Source organism: Actinomadura sp. CNU-125 (genome assembly GCF_001942465.1).
In the GTDB taxonomy this organism is placed as follows: Bacteria; Actinomycetota; Actinomycetes; order Streptosporangiales; family Streptosporangiaceae; genus Spirillospora.
The window spans coordinates 1-16,404 of sequence record NZ_MKJY01000101.1 but is presented as its reverse complement, the minus strand read 5'-3'; the positions used below and the strand labels follow the sequence as shown (position 1 = coordinate 16,404).

At 71.7% G+C, this 16,404-nt stretch carries 20 protein-coding genes, 2 pseudogenes and 1 riboswitch; of the genes and pseudogenes, 10 read left to right on the top strand and 12 right to left on the bottom strand.

Features of this window, described 5'->3' with window-relative positions:
* From BJF79_RS13345 to BJF79_RS59700, 3 genes are all read right to left on the bottom strand, one after another.
* Positions 1-1,065: ATP-binding protein (locus BJF79_RS13345; RefSeq protein WP_410050080.1), on the bottom strand; the 1,065-nt coding region annotated here is incomplete at its 3' end.
* 16 nt (positions 1,066-1,081) lie between these two features.
* Positions 1,082-1,228, bottom strand: coding sequence for a hypothetical protein (locus BJF79_RS59705; RefSeq protein WP_262401956.1), 147 nt, complete (start codon positions 1,226-1,228; stop codon positions 1,082-1,084).
* A 36-nt stretch (positions 1,229-1,264) separates the two neighbouring features.
* Positions 1,265-1,546, bottom strand: a complete 282-nt coding sequence (locus BJF79_RS59700; protein WP_262401955.1) for a helix-turn-helix domain-containing protein — start codon at positions 1,544-1,546, stop codon at positions 1,265-1,267.
* 140 nt (positions 1,547-1,686) lie between these two features.
* Between BJF79_RS59700 and BJF79_RS13340 the strand changes: the two genes are divergently transcribed.
* From BJF79_RS13340 to BJF79_RS13310, 7 genes are all read left to right on the top strand, one after another.
* Entirely contained in the window at positions 1,687-2,043 is a 357-nt protein-coding gene (locus tag BJF79_RS13340) for a VOC family protein (RefSeq protein WP_075897505.1), read from the top strand.
* A 26-nt stretch (positions 2,044-2,069) separates the two neighbouring features.
* Complete coding sequence (locus BJF79_RS13335; RefSeq protein WP_075897503.1) at positions 2,070-2,693, top strand: glyoxalase; 624 nt, start codon at positions 2,070-2,072, stop codon at positions 2,691-2,693.
* Positions 2,694-2,714: 21 nt separating this feature from the next.
* Positions 2,715-3,152, top strand: a complete 438-nt coding sequence (locus tag BJF79_RS13330; RefSeq protein ID WP_075897501.1) for an iron chaperone — start codon at positions 2,715-2,717, stop codon at positions 3,150-3,152.
* Positions 3,153-3,358: 206 nt separating this feature from the next.
* The gene (locus BJF79_RS13325) at positions 3,359-3,976 is read left to right on the top strand and encodes a TetR/AcrR family transcriptional regulator (RefSeq protein WP_075897499.1); all 618 of its coding nucleotides are present in this window, start codon (positions 3,359-3,361) and stop codon (positions 3,974-3,976) included.
* A 61-nt stretch (positions 3,977-4,037) separates the two neighbouring features.
* Entirely contained in the window at positions 4,038-4,577 is a 540-nt protein-coding gene (locus BJF79_RS13320; RefSeq protein ID WP_075897497.1) for a PadR family transcriptional regulator, read from the top strand.
* Positions 4,574-5,191 carry a GyrI-like domain-containing protein gene (locus BJF79_RS13315; protein WP_075897495.1) on the top strand — a complete coding sequence of 206 codons (618 nt, stop codon included), beginning with the start codon at positions 4,574-4,576 and terminating at the stop codon, positions 5,189-5,191. The genes BJF79_RS13320 and BJF79_RS13315 overlap by 4 nt, the downstream gene beginning before the upstream one ends.
* Before the next feature lie 137 nt (positions 5,192-5,328).
* Positions 5,329-5,937, top strand: a complete 609-nt coding sequence (locus tag BJF79_RS13310; protein WP_075897493.1) for a dihydrofolate reductase family protein — start codon at positions 5,329-5,331, stop codon at positions 5,935-5,937.
* 30 nt (positions 5,938-5,967) lie between these two features.
* Here BJF79_RS13310 and BJF79_RS13305 read toward each other — a convergent pair whose 3' ends face one another.
* Complete coding sequence (locus BJF79_RS13305) at positions 5,968-6,888, bottom strand: hypothetical protein (protein ID WP_075897491.1); 921 nt, start codon at positions 6,886-6,888, stop codon at positions 5,968-5,970.
* A 224-nt stretch (positions 6,889-7,112) separates the two neighbouring features.
* Here BJF79_RS13305 and BJF79_RS13300 point away from each other — a divergent pair, with 224 nt between their 5' ends.
* The gene (locus BJF79_RS13300; protein WP_075897489.1) at positions 7,113-7,544 is read left to right on the top strand and encodes an SgcJ/EcaC family oxidoreductase; all 432 of its coding nucleotides are present in this window, start codon (positions 7,113-7,115) and stop codon (positions 7,542-7,544) included.
* A gap of 47 nt (positions 7,545-7,591) precedes the next feature.
* Here BJF79_RS13300 and BJF79_RS13295 read toward each other — a convergent pair whose 3' ends face one another.
* Entirely contained in the window at positions 7,592-7,891 is a 300-nt protein-coding gene (locus BJF79_RS13295; protein ID WP_075897487.1) for a hypothetical protein, read from the bottom strand.
* A 200-nt stretch (positions 7,892-8,091) separates the two neighbouring features.
* On the opposite strand from BJF79_RS13295, the gene BJF79_RS13290 reads away from it, so the two are divergent.
* The gene (locus BJF79_RS13290; protein WP_075897485.1) at positions 8,092-9,510 is read left to right on the top strand and encodes an amino acid permease; all 1,419 of its coding nucleotides are present in this window, start codon (positions 8,092-8,094) and stop codon (positions 9,508-9,510) included.
* Here BJF79_RS13290 and BJF79_RS13285 read toward each other — a convergent pair.
* From BJF79_RS13285 to BJF79_RS13260, 7 genes and pseudogenes are all read right to left on the bottom strand, one after another.
* Positions 9,497-10,288, bottom strand: coding sequence for a zinc-binding dehydrogenase (locus BJF79_RS13285; RefSeq protein ID WP_262401957.1), 792 nt, complete (start codon positions 10,286-10,288; stop codon positions 9,497-9,499). The two genes, BJF79_RS13290 and BJF79_RS13285, sit on opposite strands and share 14 nt — an antisense overlap.
* Positions 10,192-10,623: pseudogene (locus BJF79_RS59695) on the bottom strand (alcohol dehydrogenase catalytic domain-containing protein); the annotation flags it as partial. The gene BJF79_RS13285 and the pseudogene BJF79_RS59695, both read right to left, overlap by 97 nt.
* 31 nt (positions 10,624-10,654) lie before the next feature.
* Positions 10,655-11,068 carry an acyl-CoA thioesterase gene (locus BJF79_RS13280; RefSeq protein WP_075897483.1) on the bottom strand — a complete coding sequence of 138 codons (414 nt, stop codon included), beginning with the start codon at positions 11,066-11,068 and terminating at the stop codon, positions 10,655-10,657.
* A gap of 244 nt (positions 11,069-11,312) precedes the next feature.
* A pseudogene (locus BJF79_RS13275) lies at positions 11,313-11,906 on the bottom strand (superoxide dismutase); the annotation flags it as partial.
* 136 nt (positions 11,907-12,042) lie between these two features.
* The gene (locus tag BJF79_RS13270; protein WP_075897481.1) at positions 12,043-12,234 is read right to left on the bottom strand and encodes a hypothetical protein; all 192 of its coding nucleotides are present in this window, start codon (positions 12,232-12,234) and stop codon (positions 12,043-12,045) included.
* A gap of 56 nt (positions 12,235-12,290) precedes the next feature.
* The gene (locus tag BJF79_RS13265) at positions 12,291-13,286 is read right to left on the bottom strand and encodes a ribonucleotide-diphosphate reductase subunit beta (protein WP_075897507.1); all 996 of its coding nucleotides are present in this window, start codon (positions 13,284-13,286) and stop codon (positions 12,291-12,293) included.
* On the bottom strand, positions 13,286-15,568 hold the full coding sequence (locus BJF79_RS13260; protein ID WP_075897479.1) for a ribonucleoside-diphosphate reductase subunit alpha: 2,283 nt from the start codon (positions 15,566-15,568) through the stop codon (positions 13,286-13,288). The genes BJF79_RS13265 and BJF79_RS13260 overlap by 1 nt, the downstream gene beginning before the upstream one ends.
* A gap of 90 nt (positions 15,569-15,658) precedes the next feature.
* Positions 15,659-15,885: riboswitch (cobalamin riboswitch) on the bottom strand.
* 93 nt (positions 15,886-15,978) lie between these two features.
* Between BJF79_RS13260 and BJF79_RS13255 the strand changes: the two genes are divergently transcribed.
* On the top strand, positions 15,979-16,404 hold a 426-nt coding region (locus BJF79_RS13255; RefSeq protein WP_262401954.1), incomplete at its 3' end, for a hypothetical protein.

The window sequence follows — 16,404 nt, the reverse complement described above, 5'->3', positions numbered from 1 at the left end:
CCGCGTCCGCCGCCGCCCGGTGCAGGCGGTACATGTCGTCGCCGTGCATCCGGCAGCCCGCCACGGCCGCGGCGTGCCGGAGCAGCGTCGCGGCGCCGCCGGGTCGGCGGCGAGCGCCGCGGCCTGCTCGTACCGCTGATGCGACTCGCCGACCAGGTTCCGGGTGAAGGCGAGCTCCGCGAGGTGCCGTGCCAGGTCGCAGCGTCCGCGCGGTGCTCGGCTCGTCGGCCGCCCACGCGAGGGCGGCGCGCAGATCGTCCGCGACCGCGTCGAACCGGGGCCGCCAGCCCGCCCCGGCCACGGCCAGCCCGGCCGCCTCCGCCAGGCACCGGCGCAGGTGCCGCGCACGGACGTCGGCGACCTCGCCCGCTCGGTGAGCCGCTCCGCCCCGTACTGCCGGATGGTCTCCGGCGCCCGGTACTCGGTCCCGCCCGGCGACGGCCGCACCACCAGCAGGCTCTGCTCGGCGAGGCGGGCCAGCCCGTCCACCGCGACGCCCGCGTCGATGCCGGCCACCTCCGCCGCCGCCGGCGCGGAGAACGGCGCGACGAACACCGACACCCGGCGCAGGAGCGCCCGGTCGTCCGGCTCCAGCAGGTCGTGGCTCCAGTCCACCGCCGCCCGCACCGACCGGTGCCGGTCGTCCGCGCGGGAACCGCCGGTCAGCATCCGCAGGGGGTGCGACAGGGCGGCGGTAAGGCCGTCCAGCCCGAGGGTCGGGTAGCGGGCGGCGGCCAGCTCGATCGCCAGCGCCATGCCGTCGAGCCGCTCGCAGATCGAGCGGATGTGGTCGTGCAGCGGAGGGTCGAGCGGCCAGCCGATCGCCGCCGCCCGTTCCCGGAACAGCGCGACCGCGTCCCCGGACGGCGACAGCGGCGGCACCGGGTACACCCGCTCGAACGGCACCATCAGCGGGGCCCGGCTCGTCGCCAGCACCGTCACCCGGGGGCACGCCGCCAGCAGCCGCTCCAGGAACAGCGCCACGCCGTCCCGCACCTGCTCGCAGTTGTCCAGGACGAGCAGCGCGTGCCGGTCGGCCAGCGCCGCGGCCACCGACTCGGTCATCCCGCGCCCCGGCCGCTCACCGAGGCCGAGCGCGCCCGGCCGCGACCGCCGCCGCGACCATCCCCGCGTCGGTGACCGGCACCAGATCGACGAACCACACCCCGTCCGGGAACGCCCCGGCCGCGTCCGCCGCCACCGCCAGCGCGAGCCGCGTCTTGCCCACGCCGCCGGGGCGACCGCGGTCACCTGCCGGTGCGCCTCAAGCATCCCGGCCAGTTCGGCGCGCTCGCCCGCCCGTCCGACGAACGAGGTCAGCGGCGCGGGCAGGGCGGGCGCGCCGCGTCCGCGGGGGCCGCGGGACGGCTCGCGGCGGCCGTCCGGCGAGCGCCCGCCGGTCCGGGACGTCCAGCTTGCGCAGCAGCGAGGACACGTGGCTCTCGACGGTCCGCACGGAGATGAACAACCGCGCCGCGATCTCGGCGTTGCTGAGATGGTCCCCGACCAGGTCGAGTACCTCGGCTTCGCGGGGCGATATGTCCATCGCCCCATTCTGTCGCACCGTCCGTGCCCGCTCCGTGCCGTCGCTCCGTGGTCGGATCCGTGGTCGCCACGGATGTGGTGGGGGCGGGTCCGGAGCGAAGCTATGAGCAGCTGAAACACCGACTACACGGGGAGCGACCGATGAACGGACCGTCCGTCCAGGGGATCAAGACCGTGCTGCACCCGGTGCGCGATCTGGCGAAGGCCAAGGCCGTGTACGCCGCACTGCTCGGCGAGGCGCCGACGACCGACTCGTCCTACTACGTCGGGTTCGAGGTCGGCGGCCAGCACATCGGGCTGGTCCCGGACGGCGGCCCGCAGGGCATGACCACGCCGGTCGCGTACTGGCACGTGGCGGACATCGAGGCGAAGGTCGCCGAACTGACCGCCGCGGGCGCCGCCGTCAAGGAGGCCCCGCACGACGTCGGCGGGGGCCGCCGGGTCGCCACCGTCACCGACCCGGACGGCAACGTCCTCGGGCTCATCCAGGACCACTGACCGCACACGACGCAGGAGGAACCGCCATGACCACGTTCGAGACCGTCACCCTCGAAGTCGCCGACACCGCCGCCGCCGAGACCTACTACGCCGCCCTCGGCCTCACCGACCACGTCACCCTCCGCGCCTCGGACGAGCCGACGACCGGCTTCCGCGGCTACGCGCTCTCGCTCGTCGCGTCCCAGCCCGGCAACGTCGACGCCCTCGTCGCCGCCGCCGTCGCCGCCGGCGCCACGGTCCTCAAGCCCGCCGCGAAGTCGTTCTGGGGCTACGGCGGCATAATCCAGGCCCCGGACGGGACGGTCTGCAAGATCGCGTCCTCGAAGAAGAAGGACTCCGCGCCCGCCGCCCCCGAGTTCGACCAGGTCGCGCTGCTGCTCGGAGTCGCGGACGTCAAGGCGAGCAAGCGTTTCTACGTCGACCGCGGCCTGCCCGCCGGGAAGAGCTACGGCGGCAAGTACGCCGAGTTCGACACCCCGTCGTCGACCGTCACCCTCGCCCTCTACCCGCGCCGCGCCCTCGCCAAGGACATCGGCGTCGACCAGGACGGCACCGGCTCGAACCGCCTCGTCCTCGGCGGCGGCGGCGAGCCCTTCACCGACCCGGACGGCTACGCGTGGGAGACCGCGCCCGCCCGCACCCGCGCCTGAACGATCAGAAGGAGACGAACGATGAGCGACTACCAGGGGTTCACGGCCGAAGAGCGGGCCGCGATGAAGGACCACGCGAAGGAGACGAAGAAGGCCGCGCGCCGCACCTCCCGCGAGGAGAAGGCGGCCGAGGCCGTCCGGGACGTGCTCGCGAAGATCGCGGAGATGCAGGACTCCGACCGGGCGATGGCCGAACGCGTCCACGCGATCGTCACCGAGAACGCACCGTCCCTGGCGCCGAAGCTCTGGTACGGAATGCCCGCGTACGCGCTGGACGGGAAGGTCGTCTGCTTCTTCCAGAGCGCGGAGAAGTTCAAGGCCCGCTACGCGACCCTCGGCTTCAACGACCTCGCCCGGCTCGACGACGGCCACATGTGGCCCTCCGCGTACGCCCTGACCGAGGTGACGCCCGAGATCGAGACGCGGATCGCCGCCCTGGCCAAGCAGGCGGTGGCCTGAGCCGGACACACCGAAACGGTGCTGGGCGAGCGACCCCCGCTCCCCGGCACCGTCCGTTGTGCGGAATCACCCCCGCGAGCCCGTCCGGACGATCACCGGCACACGCCGCGGAAGGTGGCACACAAGAGACAAAGCAAGCATCGCTTTGGCGCTTTGATTGCCGGGGATAACTCTCTGATTTTATTGGCTCCACGTACGGTAATGGTATGGGTGAGGGCGTCGCACGCCAGGAAGTCATCGAGCTCGCGACCCGGTTGTTCGGCGAACTCGGCTACGACGGGGTCTCCATCCAGTTGATCGCGGACGCCATGGGCGTCGGCCCCTCGGCGATCACGGAGGCCACGGGCACCAAGCGCGACCTGTACTTGGAGGTCACGCGGCAGGTGTTCGAGAGCGAGTCCCGGGCGTTCCAAGAGGCCGTGGTACGAGCCGATCCCGGGCGTCCGGCCATTCACCAGATCGTCGACGCCTACCTGGACTTCCATCTGGCGCACCGGGAAGTGCGCGCCCTGTGGGCGCACCGCTGGATGGCCGACGCCGCCGACATCTCCGAACTGGAAGACCATTACGTGCGGCCGCTGCTGCACCTGGCCACCCGCAAAATCCGCGACGTGGTGCCGCCGGACGTCAATCCCTACTATCTGTTCGGCACCATGATCTGGTGCGTGCACGGCTATCTGGGGTCGGGAGTGTTCCGGCCCGCCACAGGTCTGTACAGCCCCGCGACCCAAGCGATCGTCGCGGACTTCCGCGCCCACCTTCACGTGTTGATGGACCGGCTGCTGGTCCCGCAGGATCGCCTGCCCGACTGGAACACCGGCTGAACGCCCTTCCTCCACGGATCGGCGCCCGGCGGGCAACTATCCTAGTACTAGGATAGGTGCCATGGCCGACGAACTGACGCCCGCCGAGCTGACGCTGCTCGGGTTGCTCGTGGAGAAGCCGAGGCACGGGTACGAGCTGGAGGAGGTCATCGGCGCCCGGGGCATCCGCGAGTGGACCGAGATCGGCTTCAGCTCGATCTACTACCTGCTGTCGCGGCTGCGCGAACGGGGCCTGATCGCCGAGGTCGAGGCCGGGCGGGGCAAGGCGCGGCGGGTGTACGGGCCGACGGACGAGGGGCGCCGGGCGTGCGCGCGGGCGGCGGAGGCGGCGGTGGCCGAACTGCGGCCGGTGTTCCCGCCCGTCCTGGTCGGCCTGGCCAACCAGCCGGTCATCGAACCCGGCCGGTTGCGGGACGCGCTCGACCGGCGGGCCGCCGCCCTGGCGGAGCGGATCGCCGCGATCGGTGCGGCACGCGATGCCCAGCCCGGAATGCCCACGTTCGTCCGCGCCATCTTCGACTACTCGCTGGGCCAGCTTTACGCCGAGCGGCGATGGCTCGACGGGTATCTGGCGGAACTCGGAGAGGGAGACGGGCGATGAGCCGCTACGACGTCAAGCGGGAGCTCCGGCGGTTCTACGGGCCGAAGAACACCGGGTGGGAGGTCGTCGACGTGCCTTCGCAGCAGTTCATCGCCGTCGACGGTTCCGGGGACCCGAACACGAGCGCCGACTACGCGCGGGCCGTCGAGGCGCTCTACGCCGTCGCCTACACGATCAAGTTCACGAGCAAGCGGGAGCTCGATCGGGACTTCGTCGTCGGGCCACTCGAAGGGCTGTGGTGGTCCGACCGGCCAGAGGTGTTCGTCGCCCGCGTCAAGGACGACTGGAACTGGCGCATGCTCATCAGCCAGCCCGGTTGGATCGGCGAGGATCTCATCGAGGACGCCAAGGCCGCCGCGCTGGCGAAGAAGGGGCTTCCCGCGATCGGGAACGTCCGGCGCGAAGTTCTGCACGAGGGGACGAGCGCGCAGGTGCTGCACGTCGGCCCCTACGACGACGAAGGGCCCGTGCTCGCCGAACTCCACGATGTGTATCTCGCCGCGAACGGCCTGCGGATGACCGGGCACCACCATGAGATCTACCTGGGCGACCACCGCCGGGCCGAGCCGAGTAAGTGGAGGACTGTTCTGCGTCAGCCCGTCTCGAAGGGCTGACCCCGATCGCGCCGGGCGGAGGCCCCTCGTCCGTCACTCCGGAGCCGGTTCCGCGGAAACTTCACGGACGGGTGACCGTTCGCGTGCCGTGGCGCGGGGCGCCGTCGGGCACATCGCCTTGCGAGGGGGGATGACGGATGGCGAGCAAGCTGATCGTGGGGATGTTCGTGTCGGTCGACGGGGTGATGCAGGCGCCCGGAGGGCCCGGCGAGGACGAGTCGAGCGGGTTCCGGCGGGGCGGGTGGCTGGCGCCGTTCACGGACGAGGAGTTCGGGCGGATCGTCGGGGAGTGGTTCGGGCGGGCGAACCGGTTGCTGCTCGGGCGCCGGACGTACGAGATCATGGCTTCGTACTGGCCGAACGTGCCGGAGGAGAAGGGCGCGTTCATCAACGACATCGCGAAGTGCGTCGCCACGCACCGCCCGATGACGGCCGAGTGGCGCAACACCGAGGTGCTGGTGGGCGACGCGGCGCGGACGGTCGCCGACCTGAAGGACCGTACCGAGGGCGTGATCCTCCTGGAGGGCAGCCGGGATCTCCTGCGGACCCTGCAAGGCGCCGGGCTCGTCGACGAGTACCACCTGCTGACCGCGCCCGTGCTGCTCGGGGAAGGGAAGCGCCTGTTCACGGAGGGGGCCGTCCCGGAGGGGCTGCGGCTCATCGAGTCGCGGGCCACGGCGGGCGGCGTCGTCTACACCGTGTACGAAGCGGCGGGCGAGCCGTCCTACGGGACGATCGAGCCATGACCGGGGCGTCCCCGGTCATGGCTCGGGCGGTCACCGCACGGTGACCAGTTCGTACATGCCCTTGGCGCCCAGGCGGACGCCGTCGGTCAGGTCGAACACCCAGGTGATCAGCGCGTACCGGCCGGGCTCCAGCGGTGCTTGGAGGACGACCGACTGCCCGTGCGACAGCGGCGGGGTGCCTACGGGCGCGCCGGCGAACGGCGGCTCGACCCATTCGCCGCTCTCGGCCGCGTCCCAGAACTCCTGCATGTCGGCGCGGGTCGTTCCGGGGCGTACCGGGACGAAGATGGCCTCGTTGACCTGCTTCATGTGGTTGGTCAGCAGGATCGGGGCGCCCGCACGGAGCCGGGGCGCCACGTGGAAGCGGGGGCCGGACGGCGTCCGCGACATCCCGACGAACGCGCCGGGGCGCGGCGCGTGCCCGTGGTGCCGTTCCGTCCGGACGGTCAGTTCGTGCAGGGCCTCGGGGCCGGGCGGGGTGCCGTCCTCGAAGTCGAGGTAGTCGAGCAGGTAGTAGGTGCCCGGACGGAGCCGGGCGGTGAACGTCGTCGTCCGTCCGGGGTGCGACTGGGCGCCGCCGAGCAGTTCGGCCTCGTCCATCAGGGCGTTCCCGGCGGGGACGGCGACTTCGGGGTCGCCGGAGAAGACCTTCCCGAGGTGGTCGGCGAAGCTGGCGGGGGTGGTGCCGGGGTTCAGCCTGACCAGGCCGATCATGCTGCCGAGGTCGCCGGTGGCGGTGCTGTTCACCCGGAAGGACGTCGGGCCGCCGGTGTGGGTCGCGGGGGCGGTGAACCCGTCGTCGCCCGCCTCGATCTCGACGACCGGGGCGGCCTCGACGACCGGGGCGGCCTCGGCGACCGGGGCGGTCTCGGCGGCGTGGGCGGGGGTCGACAGCGTGGTCGCGGCGAGCACGGTCGCCACGGCCGTCGCGAGGATCTTCGCCTGCTTCATGGGGACTCCTTCCGGGGGTTTCTCCGTGCCTGGACGGTAGGAGTCCGGTTCGGCCGTCCGGCAGTACCCGTGGGTGTAATCGTCCGCGCGCCGCTTGAGCCTCCGGTTGTACGCGCACACGTCCTCGGGTACTCCCGGACGACTTGACCTCAACATTGATTGAGGTTGTGGAGTGGCTCTCGGCGGCGGTCATCGCCGCTTCCGGCCAAGGAAGGAGCACGGACATGACGACCGACGTTCTCGTGGTGGGCGACATCTCGGACGAGACGCAGGCGGCGGTGACGGGCGTGGTGAAGGCGCTGGAGGAGGCGTTCAACGCCAAGGACGGCTCGGCGCTCGCCGCGCAGTTCGCCGAACGGACGTCCTGGTCGAACGCGATGGGCGAGCGGCTGGACGGGCGCGCGGCGATCGAGGAGTTCAGCGGGCCCGCGCTGAAGGACTTCCTGCGCGACTCGTTCGCCCGCTACGACGTCGTGAAGATGCTGGAACTCGCACCCGAGGTGATCGCGGTCAACGTCGCGCAGCGGCCGACGGACGTCGCGGGCGTCCCGGTCGAGGGCGCGCACGGTGCGACGCTGTACGTGATCGCGCGGCGGCCGGACGGGTGGAAGATCGTGGCCGGGCAGAACACCGCCGTCGAGGCCCCCGCCGCCTGACGGCACGGCCGGTGGCCCCGCCCGGGGGCGCGGGGCCACCGGCTCGGTCAGGGGCCGGTGACGTCGTCGACGAGGTCGAAAGCCTCGCCCGTGACGTCCTTGGCGAGCGCGAACGCGGCGGCGGCCTCGGGCCGGCTCTGCGCCAGCGCCTGCGCCGCCTCCATGTGCTCGGTGGACGCCCAACGCCAGACGCCGACCCAGGACTCGTCGTCCACCCGCCCCAGCCACGCGTCGGACGGTCCGGGCAGTTCGGCCCGGAGGGCGGTGACGAGAGCCGCGTGCCTTGCCCGCAACTCGTCGGCGTCGGCGGGGTCGCTCTTGAAACGGGTGATGGCGATGACGGACATGTGCCCTCTCTCGTCGGTCTTCCGGCGCGGCCGGTTCCGGGCCGGACGGCACGAGGATGCCGGGGGCGCCTCACAGATCGCTCACACCCCGAAAATCGTCCTCACCAGGGCCTTAATGAGCTTCTGTCCTTATCGTTATGGGGCGTCCGGTTCGGCGTTGATCATGCGGGGAAGGGACTTTCCGGTCGAGGAGGTGCCGCATGACGACGGTGTTGCGCGGGATGGTCCGGCGGAAGCCCATCGAGGAGATCGAGGACGAGAGCGAGGCGTCGGGGCTGCGGCGGACGCTCGGGCTGTGGCAGCTCACCGCGATCGGCGTCGGCGGCATCATCGGCGCGGGCATCTTCTCGCTGGCGGGGGCGGTCGCGAACGAGAAGGCCGGGCCCGCGGTGCTGATCTCGTTCCTGGTGGCGGGGATCGCGAGCGCGGCGGCGGCGTTCTCGTACGCGGAGTTCGCGGGGCTCATCCCGAAGGCCGGATCCGCGTACACCTACGGGTACGCGGTCCTCGGCGAGTTCGCCGGGTGGGCGATCGGGTGGGACCTGCTGCTGGAGTACACCGCGATCGTGGCGGTGGTCGCGATCGGGTTGTCGGGGTATTTCAACGACCTGCTCGAATTCATGAACGTCGAGCTGCCGATGTGGATGAGCGGAGCCCCGGGCACCGAACCCGAGGGGGTCGCGGGCGGCAGCTACAAGGTGAACCTGTTCGCGGTGGTCCTGTGCCTGCTCATCGCGTGGGTGCTGAACCTGGGGATGAAGAACGCGGCGCGGTTCGAGACGGTGCTCGTGTACCTGAAGGTCGGGATCGTCCTGCTGGTGATCGTGGTCGGCGTGTTCAAGATCCGGTCGGACAACTACGACCCGTTCTTCCCGTTCGGCTGGGGCGGCGCGTTCACGGGTGCCGCCACCGTGTTCTTCGCCGTTTTCGGGTACGACGCGATGTCCACGGCGGCGGAGGAGTCGCGGGAGTCGCGCAAGCACATGCCGAAGGCGATCCTGCTGTCGCTGGCGATCGCGATGGTCCTGTACGTCCTCGCGTGCCTGGTCCTCACCGGAATGGTCGACTACCGCGACATCGACCCGAACGCGGCGTTCTCCTCGGCGTTCGACTCCGTCGGGCTGGAGGTCCTCGGCGCGGTCATCGCGGTCGGGGCGATCCTCGGCGTGCTGACCGTGCTGTTCACGTTCATGATGGGCGCGACCCGCGTGTGGTTCTCGATGAGCCGGGACGGCCTGCTGCCGCAGTGGTTCGCGAAGACGCACCCGGTTCGGCACGTCCCGTCCAGGATCACGTGGATCGTGGGGGTCGGGTCGGCGCTGATCGCCGGGTTCCTGCCGATCGCGGAGGCGGCGGAGCTGACGAACATCGGGATCCTGCTGGCGTTCATCGTCGTCTGCATCGCCGTGGTCGTGCTGCGGTACCGGCGCCCGGACCTCCCCCGCGAGTTCCGGACGCCGGGCATGCCGGTCGTGCCGCTGGTCGGCGTGGTGTTCTCGGTGTGGCTGATCACGTTCCTGCAGTGGCAGACGTGGCTGCGGTTCGCGATCTGGTTCCTGGTCGGCTGCGTGATCTACTTCCTGTACAGCCGCAGGCACTCGGCGCTCAACCGAAAGTGATCACCTGGCGGACGGCCTCGCCGCCGTGCAGCCGGTCGAACCCGGCGTTGACGTCGTCGAGGGCGAGGCGGCCGGACAGCAGCGCGTCCACCGGCAGGTTGCCGTTGCGGTACATGCCGATGAAGCGCGGGACGTCCCGGCGGGGGACGCACGAGCCGAGGTAGCTGCCCTTCAGCGTGCGTTCCTCCGCGACGAGGCTCAGCGCGGGCAGTTCGACCGGCTTGCCGGGGTCGGGGAGGCCGACCGTGACGGTCGTCCCGCCCGGACGGGTCGCGGCGTACGCCTGCTGCAGGACGGGCACGACGCCGGTGGTGTCGATGACCTTCTCCGCGCCCCCGTCCGTGAGGTCCTTGATCGCGTCGACGGCGTCGGGCCCGCCCGCGACGGTGTGCGTGGCGCCCAGCCGGGACGCGAGCCGCGCTTGTGCTCGACGACGTCGACGGCGACGAGCGTCGACGCCCCGGCGGCCTTCGCGGCGAGCAGCGCGGCGAGGCCGACGCCGCCGAGGCCGAGGACCGCGACGCTGTCGCCCGGCGCGACGTTCGCGCTGTACAGGGCGGCGCCCGCGCCGGTGAGGACGGCGCAGCCGAACAGGGCGGCGATGTCGAACGGGAGGTCGGGGTCGATCTTCACCGCGGACCGGGACGAGACGACCGTGTACTCGGAGAACGCGGAGACGCCGAGGTGGTGGTTCGGGCGCGTCCCGTCGGACGCGACGAACCGGTTCGCCCCGCCGAGCAGGGTGCCCGCGCCGTTCGCCCGCGCGCCGGGGCCGCACAGCGCGGGCCGTCCGGCGACGCAGCGTTCGCAGTGCCCGCAGGCCGGGACGAACGCGAGCACGACGTGGTCGCCCGGTGCGAACTCCGCGCCCTCGCCGGCCTCGACGACCTCGCCCGCGGCCTCGTGCCCGAGCGCCATCGGCAGCGGCCGGAGCCGGGAGCCGTTGATCACCGAGAGGTCGGAGTGGCAGAGCCCCGCGGCGCGGACCCGCACCAGCAGCTCGCCGTGGCCGGGCGGGTCGAGCCGCAGGTCGGCGATCTCCAGCGGACGGGAGTCGGCGTAGGGGGCGGGGCGGCCGGACTCGACGAGGACGGCGGCGCGCGTCGCGGTCATGCGGGATCTCCGTTCGGTGTTCGGGGCCGGCTCAGCCGGTGAGCTTCGCCATCTCGGCGCGGACGGCGCCGGTGATCGGGGTCGGGCGGCGGGTCGTCCGGTCGACGAAGACGTGCACGAAGTGCCCTTCGGCGACGACGGCGCCGTCGGAGGCCCGCAGCATCCCGATCTCCCAGCGGACGCTGGAGGTGCCGAGCTTCCCGATGCGCATCCCGACCTTGATCGTGTCGGGGAAGGAGACCTCGGCCTTGTACTCGCAGTGCGACTCGACGCAGAGCGCGATGGACGGGGACGCGACGGGGTCGAACCCGGCCGTCCGGATCATCCACTCGTTGATGACGGTGTCCATCAGCGAGTAGTGGACGACGTTGTTGACGTGCCCGTAGACGTCGTTGTCCTTCCACCGCGTGGGGACGCTCTCCCAGAAAAGGTACTCGCCGGTCATAAGGCGAACCCTATGGTCAACGCGGCGATGGCACAGCATCGGGCCCGCGTGACGGTGCCCGTGCAAGGCGGCGCGCGGGGTGCGTTGTGCGTCCGCCCAAGGAAGGCGGAAGCGGCGCTCACCCGGCCGCGAGGAAAGGTTCTGAGCACGATCCCGGCCGGGTGAACGCCGCCTCCGGGCGGTACGCCCGCGTCCGGGCGCCGCCGTTCATGGGGTCAGGACGCCCGTGCGGGCGAGCCCGCGCGCGCGCGGCGTCGAAGCGCGCCGTGACGTCCGTCCAGTTCACCAACGACCAGAGCCGCTCCACGTAATCCGGGCGGACGTTCCGGTACTGCAGGTAGTACGCGTGCTCCCAGGCGTCGAAGACCAGCAGCGGAGCCGTGTTCATGCCGACGTTGCCGTGGTGGTCGTAGATCTGCTCGACGACCAGGCGCTCGCCGAGCGGTTCCCACGCGAGGACGCCCCATCCGGATCCCTGCACGGTGGACGTCGCCGCGGTGAGCTGCTTGCGGAACGCCTCGAACGTCCCGAAGTGCTCGTCGACCGCGGCGGCCAGTTCGCCGTCCGGACGGTCGCCGCCGTCGGGCGACAGGTTGTCCCAGAAGATCGAGTGCAGGACGTGGCCGGAGAGGTTGAACGCGAACGTCTTCTCCAGGCCGACCAGCCCGCCGAACTGTTCCTTGTCGCGCGCCTCCGCGAGCTTTTCGAGGGTGTCGTTGGCGCCCTTGACGTAGGCGGCGTGGTGCTTGGCGTGGTGCAGCTCCAGGATCTCGCCGGTGATGGCGGGTTCGAGGGCGGCGTAGTCGTAGGGAAGGTCGGGAAGCGTGTAGTCGGCCATGCCGTCCACTATTGCAAAGAGGTTGCAGTTACGTCTATCAAGCAACGCCCATGAGATCGCAAGAGCGGAGGCCCGCCCCCGGTCGTCCCGGGAGCGGGCCTCCGCTCGTCTGTTGCCGCTCGTCTGTTGCCGCTCGTCAGTACCCTCGCGGACCACCGGCCCCACCGTGCCCGCCGGACCCGCGCCCGCCGCCGCCACGGAACTTCGCCAGCAGGCGCTGGAGCTTGGCCTTGTTGCGCGGGTCGCGCGCGGCACGTTGCACCTGCGCGCGCGCCTTCTGCCCTTGCGGGCTGCGGATGAACTTGGTGATGCGGTCGATGAGAGGCATCGTCTTCCTCCTCGGCCCTAGCCTCGATGGTTCAACGAGTGCCCGCTCCAGAAAGTTCAGAACGCTTCGTCAAGGGTGACACTGCCCTCTACGCCGATTTGGTAAGCCGAAACCCTCCGTTCGAAAAAATTGGACAGTTCCTGGACGTCCTGCAGCTCCATGAACGCGAACGGGTTGGGCGTCCCGTAGCGGGCGGGGACGCCGAGGCGGGCGAGGCGCTGGTCGGCGACGTACTCCAGGTAACGGCGCATGTCGTCGGCGCCCATCCCCGGCAGGCCGTCGCCGCACAGGTCGCGGGCGAAGGCCAGCTCGGCGTCCACGGCCTCCTCCAGCATCCGGACGACCTGGGCCGACATCGCGTCGTCGAACAGTTCGGGTTCCTCCGCCCGGACGGTGTCGACCACCGCGAACGCGAACGACATGTGCGCGCTCTCGTCGCGGAACACCCAGTTCGTCCCGGACGCGAGGCCGTTCAGCAGGCCGCGCGACCGCAGCCAGTACACGTACGCGAAGGCGCCGTAGAAGAACAGGCCCTCGATGCAGGCGGCGAAGCAGATGAGGTTGAGCAGGAACGCGCGCCGGTCTTCGGCGGTGCGCAGCTCGTCCAGGGAGCCGAGGGAGTCGATCCAGCGGAAGCAGAACTCGGCCTTGGCGCGGATCGACGGGATGTGCTCGACCGCCGCGAACGCCTTCGCGCGCTCGTCGTGGTCGGGCAGGTAGGTGTCGAGGAGGGTCAGGTAGAACTGGACGTGCACGGCCTCCTCGAACAGCTGCCGCGACAGGTAGAGGCGGGCCTCCGGCGCGTTGACGTGCTTGTAGAGGTTGAGGACCAGGTTGTTCGCGACGATCGAGTCGCCGGTCGCGAAGAACGCGACGAGCCGGTTCACCAGGTGCAGTTCGGCCGGGGTGAGGCGGGCGAGGTCGGCCAGGTCGGACGCGAGGTCGACCTCCTCGACCGTCCAGGTGTTGCGGATCGCGGCGCGGTAGCGCTCGTAGAAGTCGGGGTAGCGCATGGGCCGCAGGGTCAGGTCCATGCCGGGGTCGAGCAGCATCACTGGCACGCCTCGCAGGTCTCGGGGTTCTCCAGGGAGCACGCCTCGGCCCCGGAGGACGCGACGGTCGTCTGCGCGATGCGTGTCGCGGGACGGGACCGCAGGTAGTAGGTGGTCTTGAGGCCGCTGCGCCACGCGTACGCGTACATCGACGAGAGCTTCCCGATGGTCGGCGTCTCCATGAACAGGTTCAGCGATTGCGACTGGTCGATGTAGGGGGTGCGGGCGGCGGCGAGGTCGATCAGGGCCTTCTGCGGCAGTTCCCACGCGGTCCGGTAGAGGCTCCGCATTTCTTCGGGCAGGTCGACGATGCCTTGGATCGAGCCGTTCGCCCGCTTGATGGCGTCCCGTACCTCGGGCGTCCACAGGCCGAGCGACTTCAGGTCGTCGACGAGATACGCGTTGACCTGCAAGAACTCACCGGAGAGCGTCTCGCGCTTGAACAGGTTCGACACCTGCGGCTCGATGCACTCGTAGCACCCGGCGATCGACGCGATGGTCGCGGTCGGCGCGATCGCGACCAGCAGCGAGTTGCGCAGCCCGACGTCGGCGACGCGGGCGCGCAGCGCCGCCCACTCGTCCGGACGGGACGGCGCCGCGTGCGCGAACGCGTCCGGGTGGAGCCAACCGCGGGCCGTCCGGGTCTCGGCGAACGCGGGCAGCGGGCCGCGGGCTTCGGCGAGATCGGCGGACGCGCCGTACGCGGCCAGCGCGATCTCCTCGGCGATCCGGGTGGACAGCGCGCGGGCCTCGGCGGAGTCGAACGGGAGCCGCAGGGCGAAGAACACGTCGGCGAGGCCCATCACGCCGAGGCCGACCGGACGCCACGTCCGGTTCGCCGTCGCCGCCTCGGGCGTCGGGTAGAAGCCGCGGTCGATGGTGCGGTCGAGGAACCGGACGGCCGTGCGGACGGTCGCGCGCAGCCGGTCCCAGTCGACGCCGGAGCCGGTGACGTGCACGGCGAGGTTCACCGACCCGAGGTTGCAGACGGCCGCCTCGCGGTCGCCGGTCACCTCCAGGATCTCGGTGCACAGGTTGGACAGGTGGACGGTCCGGCCCGGTTCGGCGGTCTGGTTGCAGGCGCGGTTCGCGGCGTCCTTGAACGTGACCCACCCGTTGCCGGTCTCGGCGAGGGTCCGCATCATCCGCCCGTACAGCCGCCGCGCCGGGACCTGCCGGACGTACCCGCCCGCCGCCTCCGCGGCCCGGTAGGCGTCGTCGAACTCATCGCCCCACAGGTCCGTGAGGTGCGGGACCTCCTTCGGGTCGAACAGCGACCACACCGCGTCCGCCTCGACGCGGCGCATGAACTCGTCCGGGATCCAGTTCGCGAGGTTCAGGTTGTGGGTGCGGCTCGCGTCCTCGCCGGTGTTGTCGCGCAGTTCGAGGAACTCCTCGACGTCGGCGTGCCACGGCTCCAGGTACACGCAGGCCGCGCCCTTGCGGCGTCCGCCCTGGTTGACGGCGGCGACGGACGCGTCGAGCGTGCGCAGCCACGGGACGATGCCGTTCGAGTGCCCGTTCGTGCCCCTGATCAGCGAGCCGCGCGACCGGATCCGCGTCCACGAGATCCCGATCCCGCCCGCGTACTTGCTGAGCCGCGCGACCTGCCCGTACCGCTCGTAGATCGACTCCAGCTCGTCGCGCGGCGAGTCGAGCAGGAAGCAGGACGAGAGCTGCGGGCGGCGCGCGGCGGAGTTGAACAGCGTCGGCGAGCTCGGCAGGTACGACAGGGTGGCGAGCAGCCCGTACAGTTCGGCGGCCTCGGCGACCGTGTCGGCGAGGCCGCAGGCGACGCGCAGGAAGAAGTGCTGCGGACGTTCGAGGACGAGCCGGCTGCCCGGGTGGCGCAGCAGGTAGCGGTCGTAGACGGTGCGGAGCCCGAAGTACCCGAACCGGTCGTCGGCCGCGCCGTCGACGAGCGCGTCCAGTTCGGCGGCGTGCGCGGCGACGAACGCGCCGGCTCGTCCCCGAGCCGCGGCGAGCGCGGCGGCGACCGACCCGGCGAACGTGCGGACGCCCGCGGCGGCGGCCTCGTCGGCGAGTTCGCGGCGAGCAGCCGCGCGGCGACCGTCGAGTAGCCGGGTCGCGGCGACGAGCGCGGCGGCCTCCCCATCGCGAGGTCGCGCAGCGCGGGCGCGTCCAGCCCGTCGCCCCGGACCGGACGGCGGCGAGGACGCGGCCCGGTTCGCGCCCGGCACCCCCGCGCAGGCCCGCTCCACCTCGGCCTCCACCTCGGCGGCGATGCCGGTCGCCGCCGGGCGGGCGAGTTGCTGTGTCACGTGCTCTCTCCCCTCGTGAGACGCCTCACGAGGGCGCGCGAACGGGACGGCGGCAGGCCGGCGGCCCGTCCGGCGGCCTGCCCGCGAGGCCCGGACGATACGCGCACTGGCAGGTCTTCGGACTCGCGGCACCGCGCCTCCTCCCGAAGGAGGGCGCGACCTACTGGCCGTCGCTTCCCGGACCGTGGCTCGGTCCAGTGCTCATGACGGCGGTCGTTCCTGCTCACCGCTGCGGGGCAGTCCCGGATTCGCACCGGGTTCCCTCTTGCGACGCCCGCCGCGGAGGGCGGGGGCGAACCAGCACGGGACTCGAACCCTACATCTAGTTTGACCTTGATGCGTAACCCCAAGATGTTGGGCGTGTCGGTGGCGGTGGGGGTGGGTTCGGGAGCGCCGCCGGGGGTGAGACGATGGGATCCGTCATGCACCCGCGCCCACCGAATCCGCTGTTCCGCGCCGCCCGCGCGGTCGTTTTCGCGACCGTGTGCGTGACGCTGGCGACGGCCGGGCACGCGCTCGCGGCGCGCGAGGCCGTCCCCGGCTGGGCGGTCGTCACCGGATTCGGCGCGGTCCTCGCCGTCACCCTGCTGCTCGCCGGGCACGAGCGCTCGCTCCCGACGATCACGGGCGGGCTGCTCGGCGGGCAGTTCGCGCTGCACGCGCTGTTCACCAAAGCCACCGTCGCGACGGCGGCCGCGGCCGGGGCGCACGGACATGCCGGGCATGTCGCGCAGGCCGCCACGGCCTCGGACGCCTCGGTCCTCACGGGCGGTTGCGGCATGACGCTCGCGCACATCGTCGCCGCGCTCCTGGCCGGCTGCTGGCTGCGGCGCGGC

What these genes read in the sequence shown, in the direction of transcription:
- BJF79_RS13310 (WP_075897493.1), top strand. Translation starts at nt 5,329, where the DNA reads ATGGCGAGCAAGCTGATCGTGGGGATGTTCGTGTCGGTCGACGGGGTG.
- BJF79_RS13280 (WP_075897483.1), bottom strand. Translation starts at nt 11,068, where the DNA reads ATGACCGGCGAGTACCTTTTCTGGGAGAGCGTCCCCACGCGGTGGAAG.
- BJF79_RS13295 (WP_075897487.1), bottom strand. Translation starts at nt 7,891, where the DNA reads ATGTCCGTCATCGCCATCACCCGTTTCAAGAGCGACCCCGCCGACGCC.
- BJF79_RS13265 (WP_075897507.1), bottom strand. Translation starts at nt 13,286, where the DNA reads ATGCTGCTCGACCCCGGCATGGACCTGACCCTGCGGCCCATGCGCTAC.
- BJF79_RS13290 (WP_075897485.1), top strand. Translation starts at nt 8,092, where the DNA reads ATGACGACGGTGTTGCGCGGGATGGTCCGGCGGAAGCCCATCGAGGAG.
- BJF79_RS13325 (WP_075897499.1), top strand. Translation starts at nt 3,359, where the DNA reads ATGGGTGAGGGCGTCGCACGCCAGGAAGTCATCGAGCTCGCGACCCGG.
- BJF79_RS13335 (WP_075897503.1), top strand. Translation starts at nt 2,070, where the DNA reads ATGACCACGTTCGAGACCGTCACCCTCGAAGTCGCCGACACCGCCGCC.
- BJF79_RS13300 (WP_075897489.1), top strand. Translation starts at nt 7,113, where the DNA reads ATGACGACCGACGTTCTCGTGGTGGGCGACATCTCGGACGAGACGCAG.
- BJF79_RS59700 (WP_262401955.1), bottom strand. Translation starts at nt 1,546, where the DNA reads ATGGACATATCGCCCCGCGAAGCCGAGGTACTCGACCTGGTCGGGGAC.
- BJF79_RS13305 (WP_075897491.1), bottom strand. Translation starts at nt 6,888, where the DNA reads ATGAAGCAGGCGAAGATCCTCGCGACGGCCGTGGCGACCGTGCTCGCC.
- BJF79_RS13340 (WP_075897505.1), top strand. Translation starts at nt 1,687, where the DNA reads ATGAACGGACCGTCCGTCCAGGGGATCAAGACCGTGCTGCACCCGGTG.
- BJF79_RS13270 (WP_075897481.1), bottom strand. Translation starts at nt 12,234, where the DNA reads ATGCCTCTCATCGACCGCATCACCAAGTTCATCCGCAGCCCGCAAGGG.
- BJF79_RS13315 (WP_075897495.1), top strand. Translation starts at nt 4,574, where the DNA reads ATGAGCCGCTACGACGTCAAGCGGGAGCTCCGGCGGTTCTACGGGCCG.
- BJF79_RS13330 (WP_075897501.1), top strand. Translation starts at nt 2,715, where the DNA reads ATGAGCGACTACCAGGGGTTCACGGCCGAAGAGCGGGCCGCGATGAAG.
- BJF79_RS13320 (WP_075897497.1), top strand. Translation starts at nt 4,038, where the DNA reads ATGGCCGACGAACTGACGCCCGCCGAGCTGACGCTGCTCGGGTTGCTC.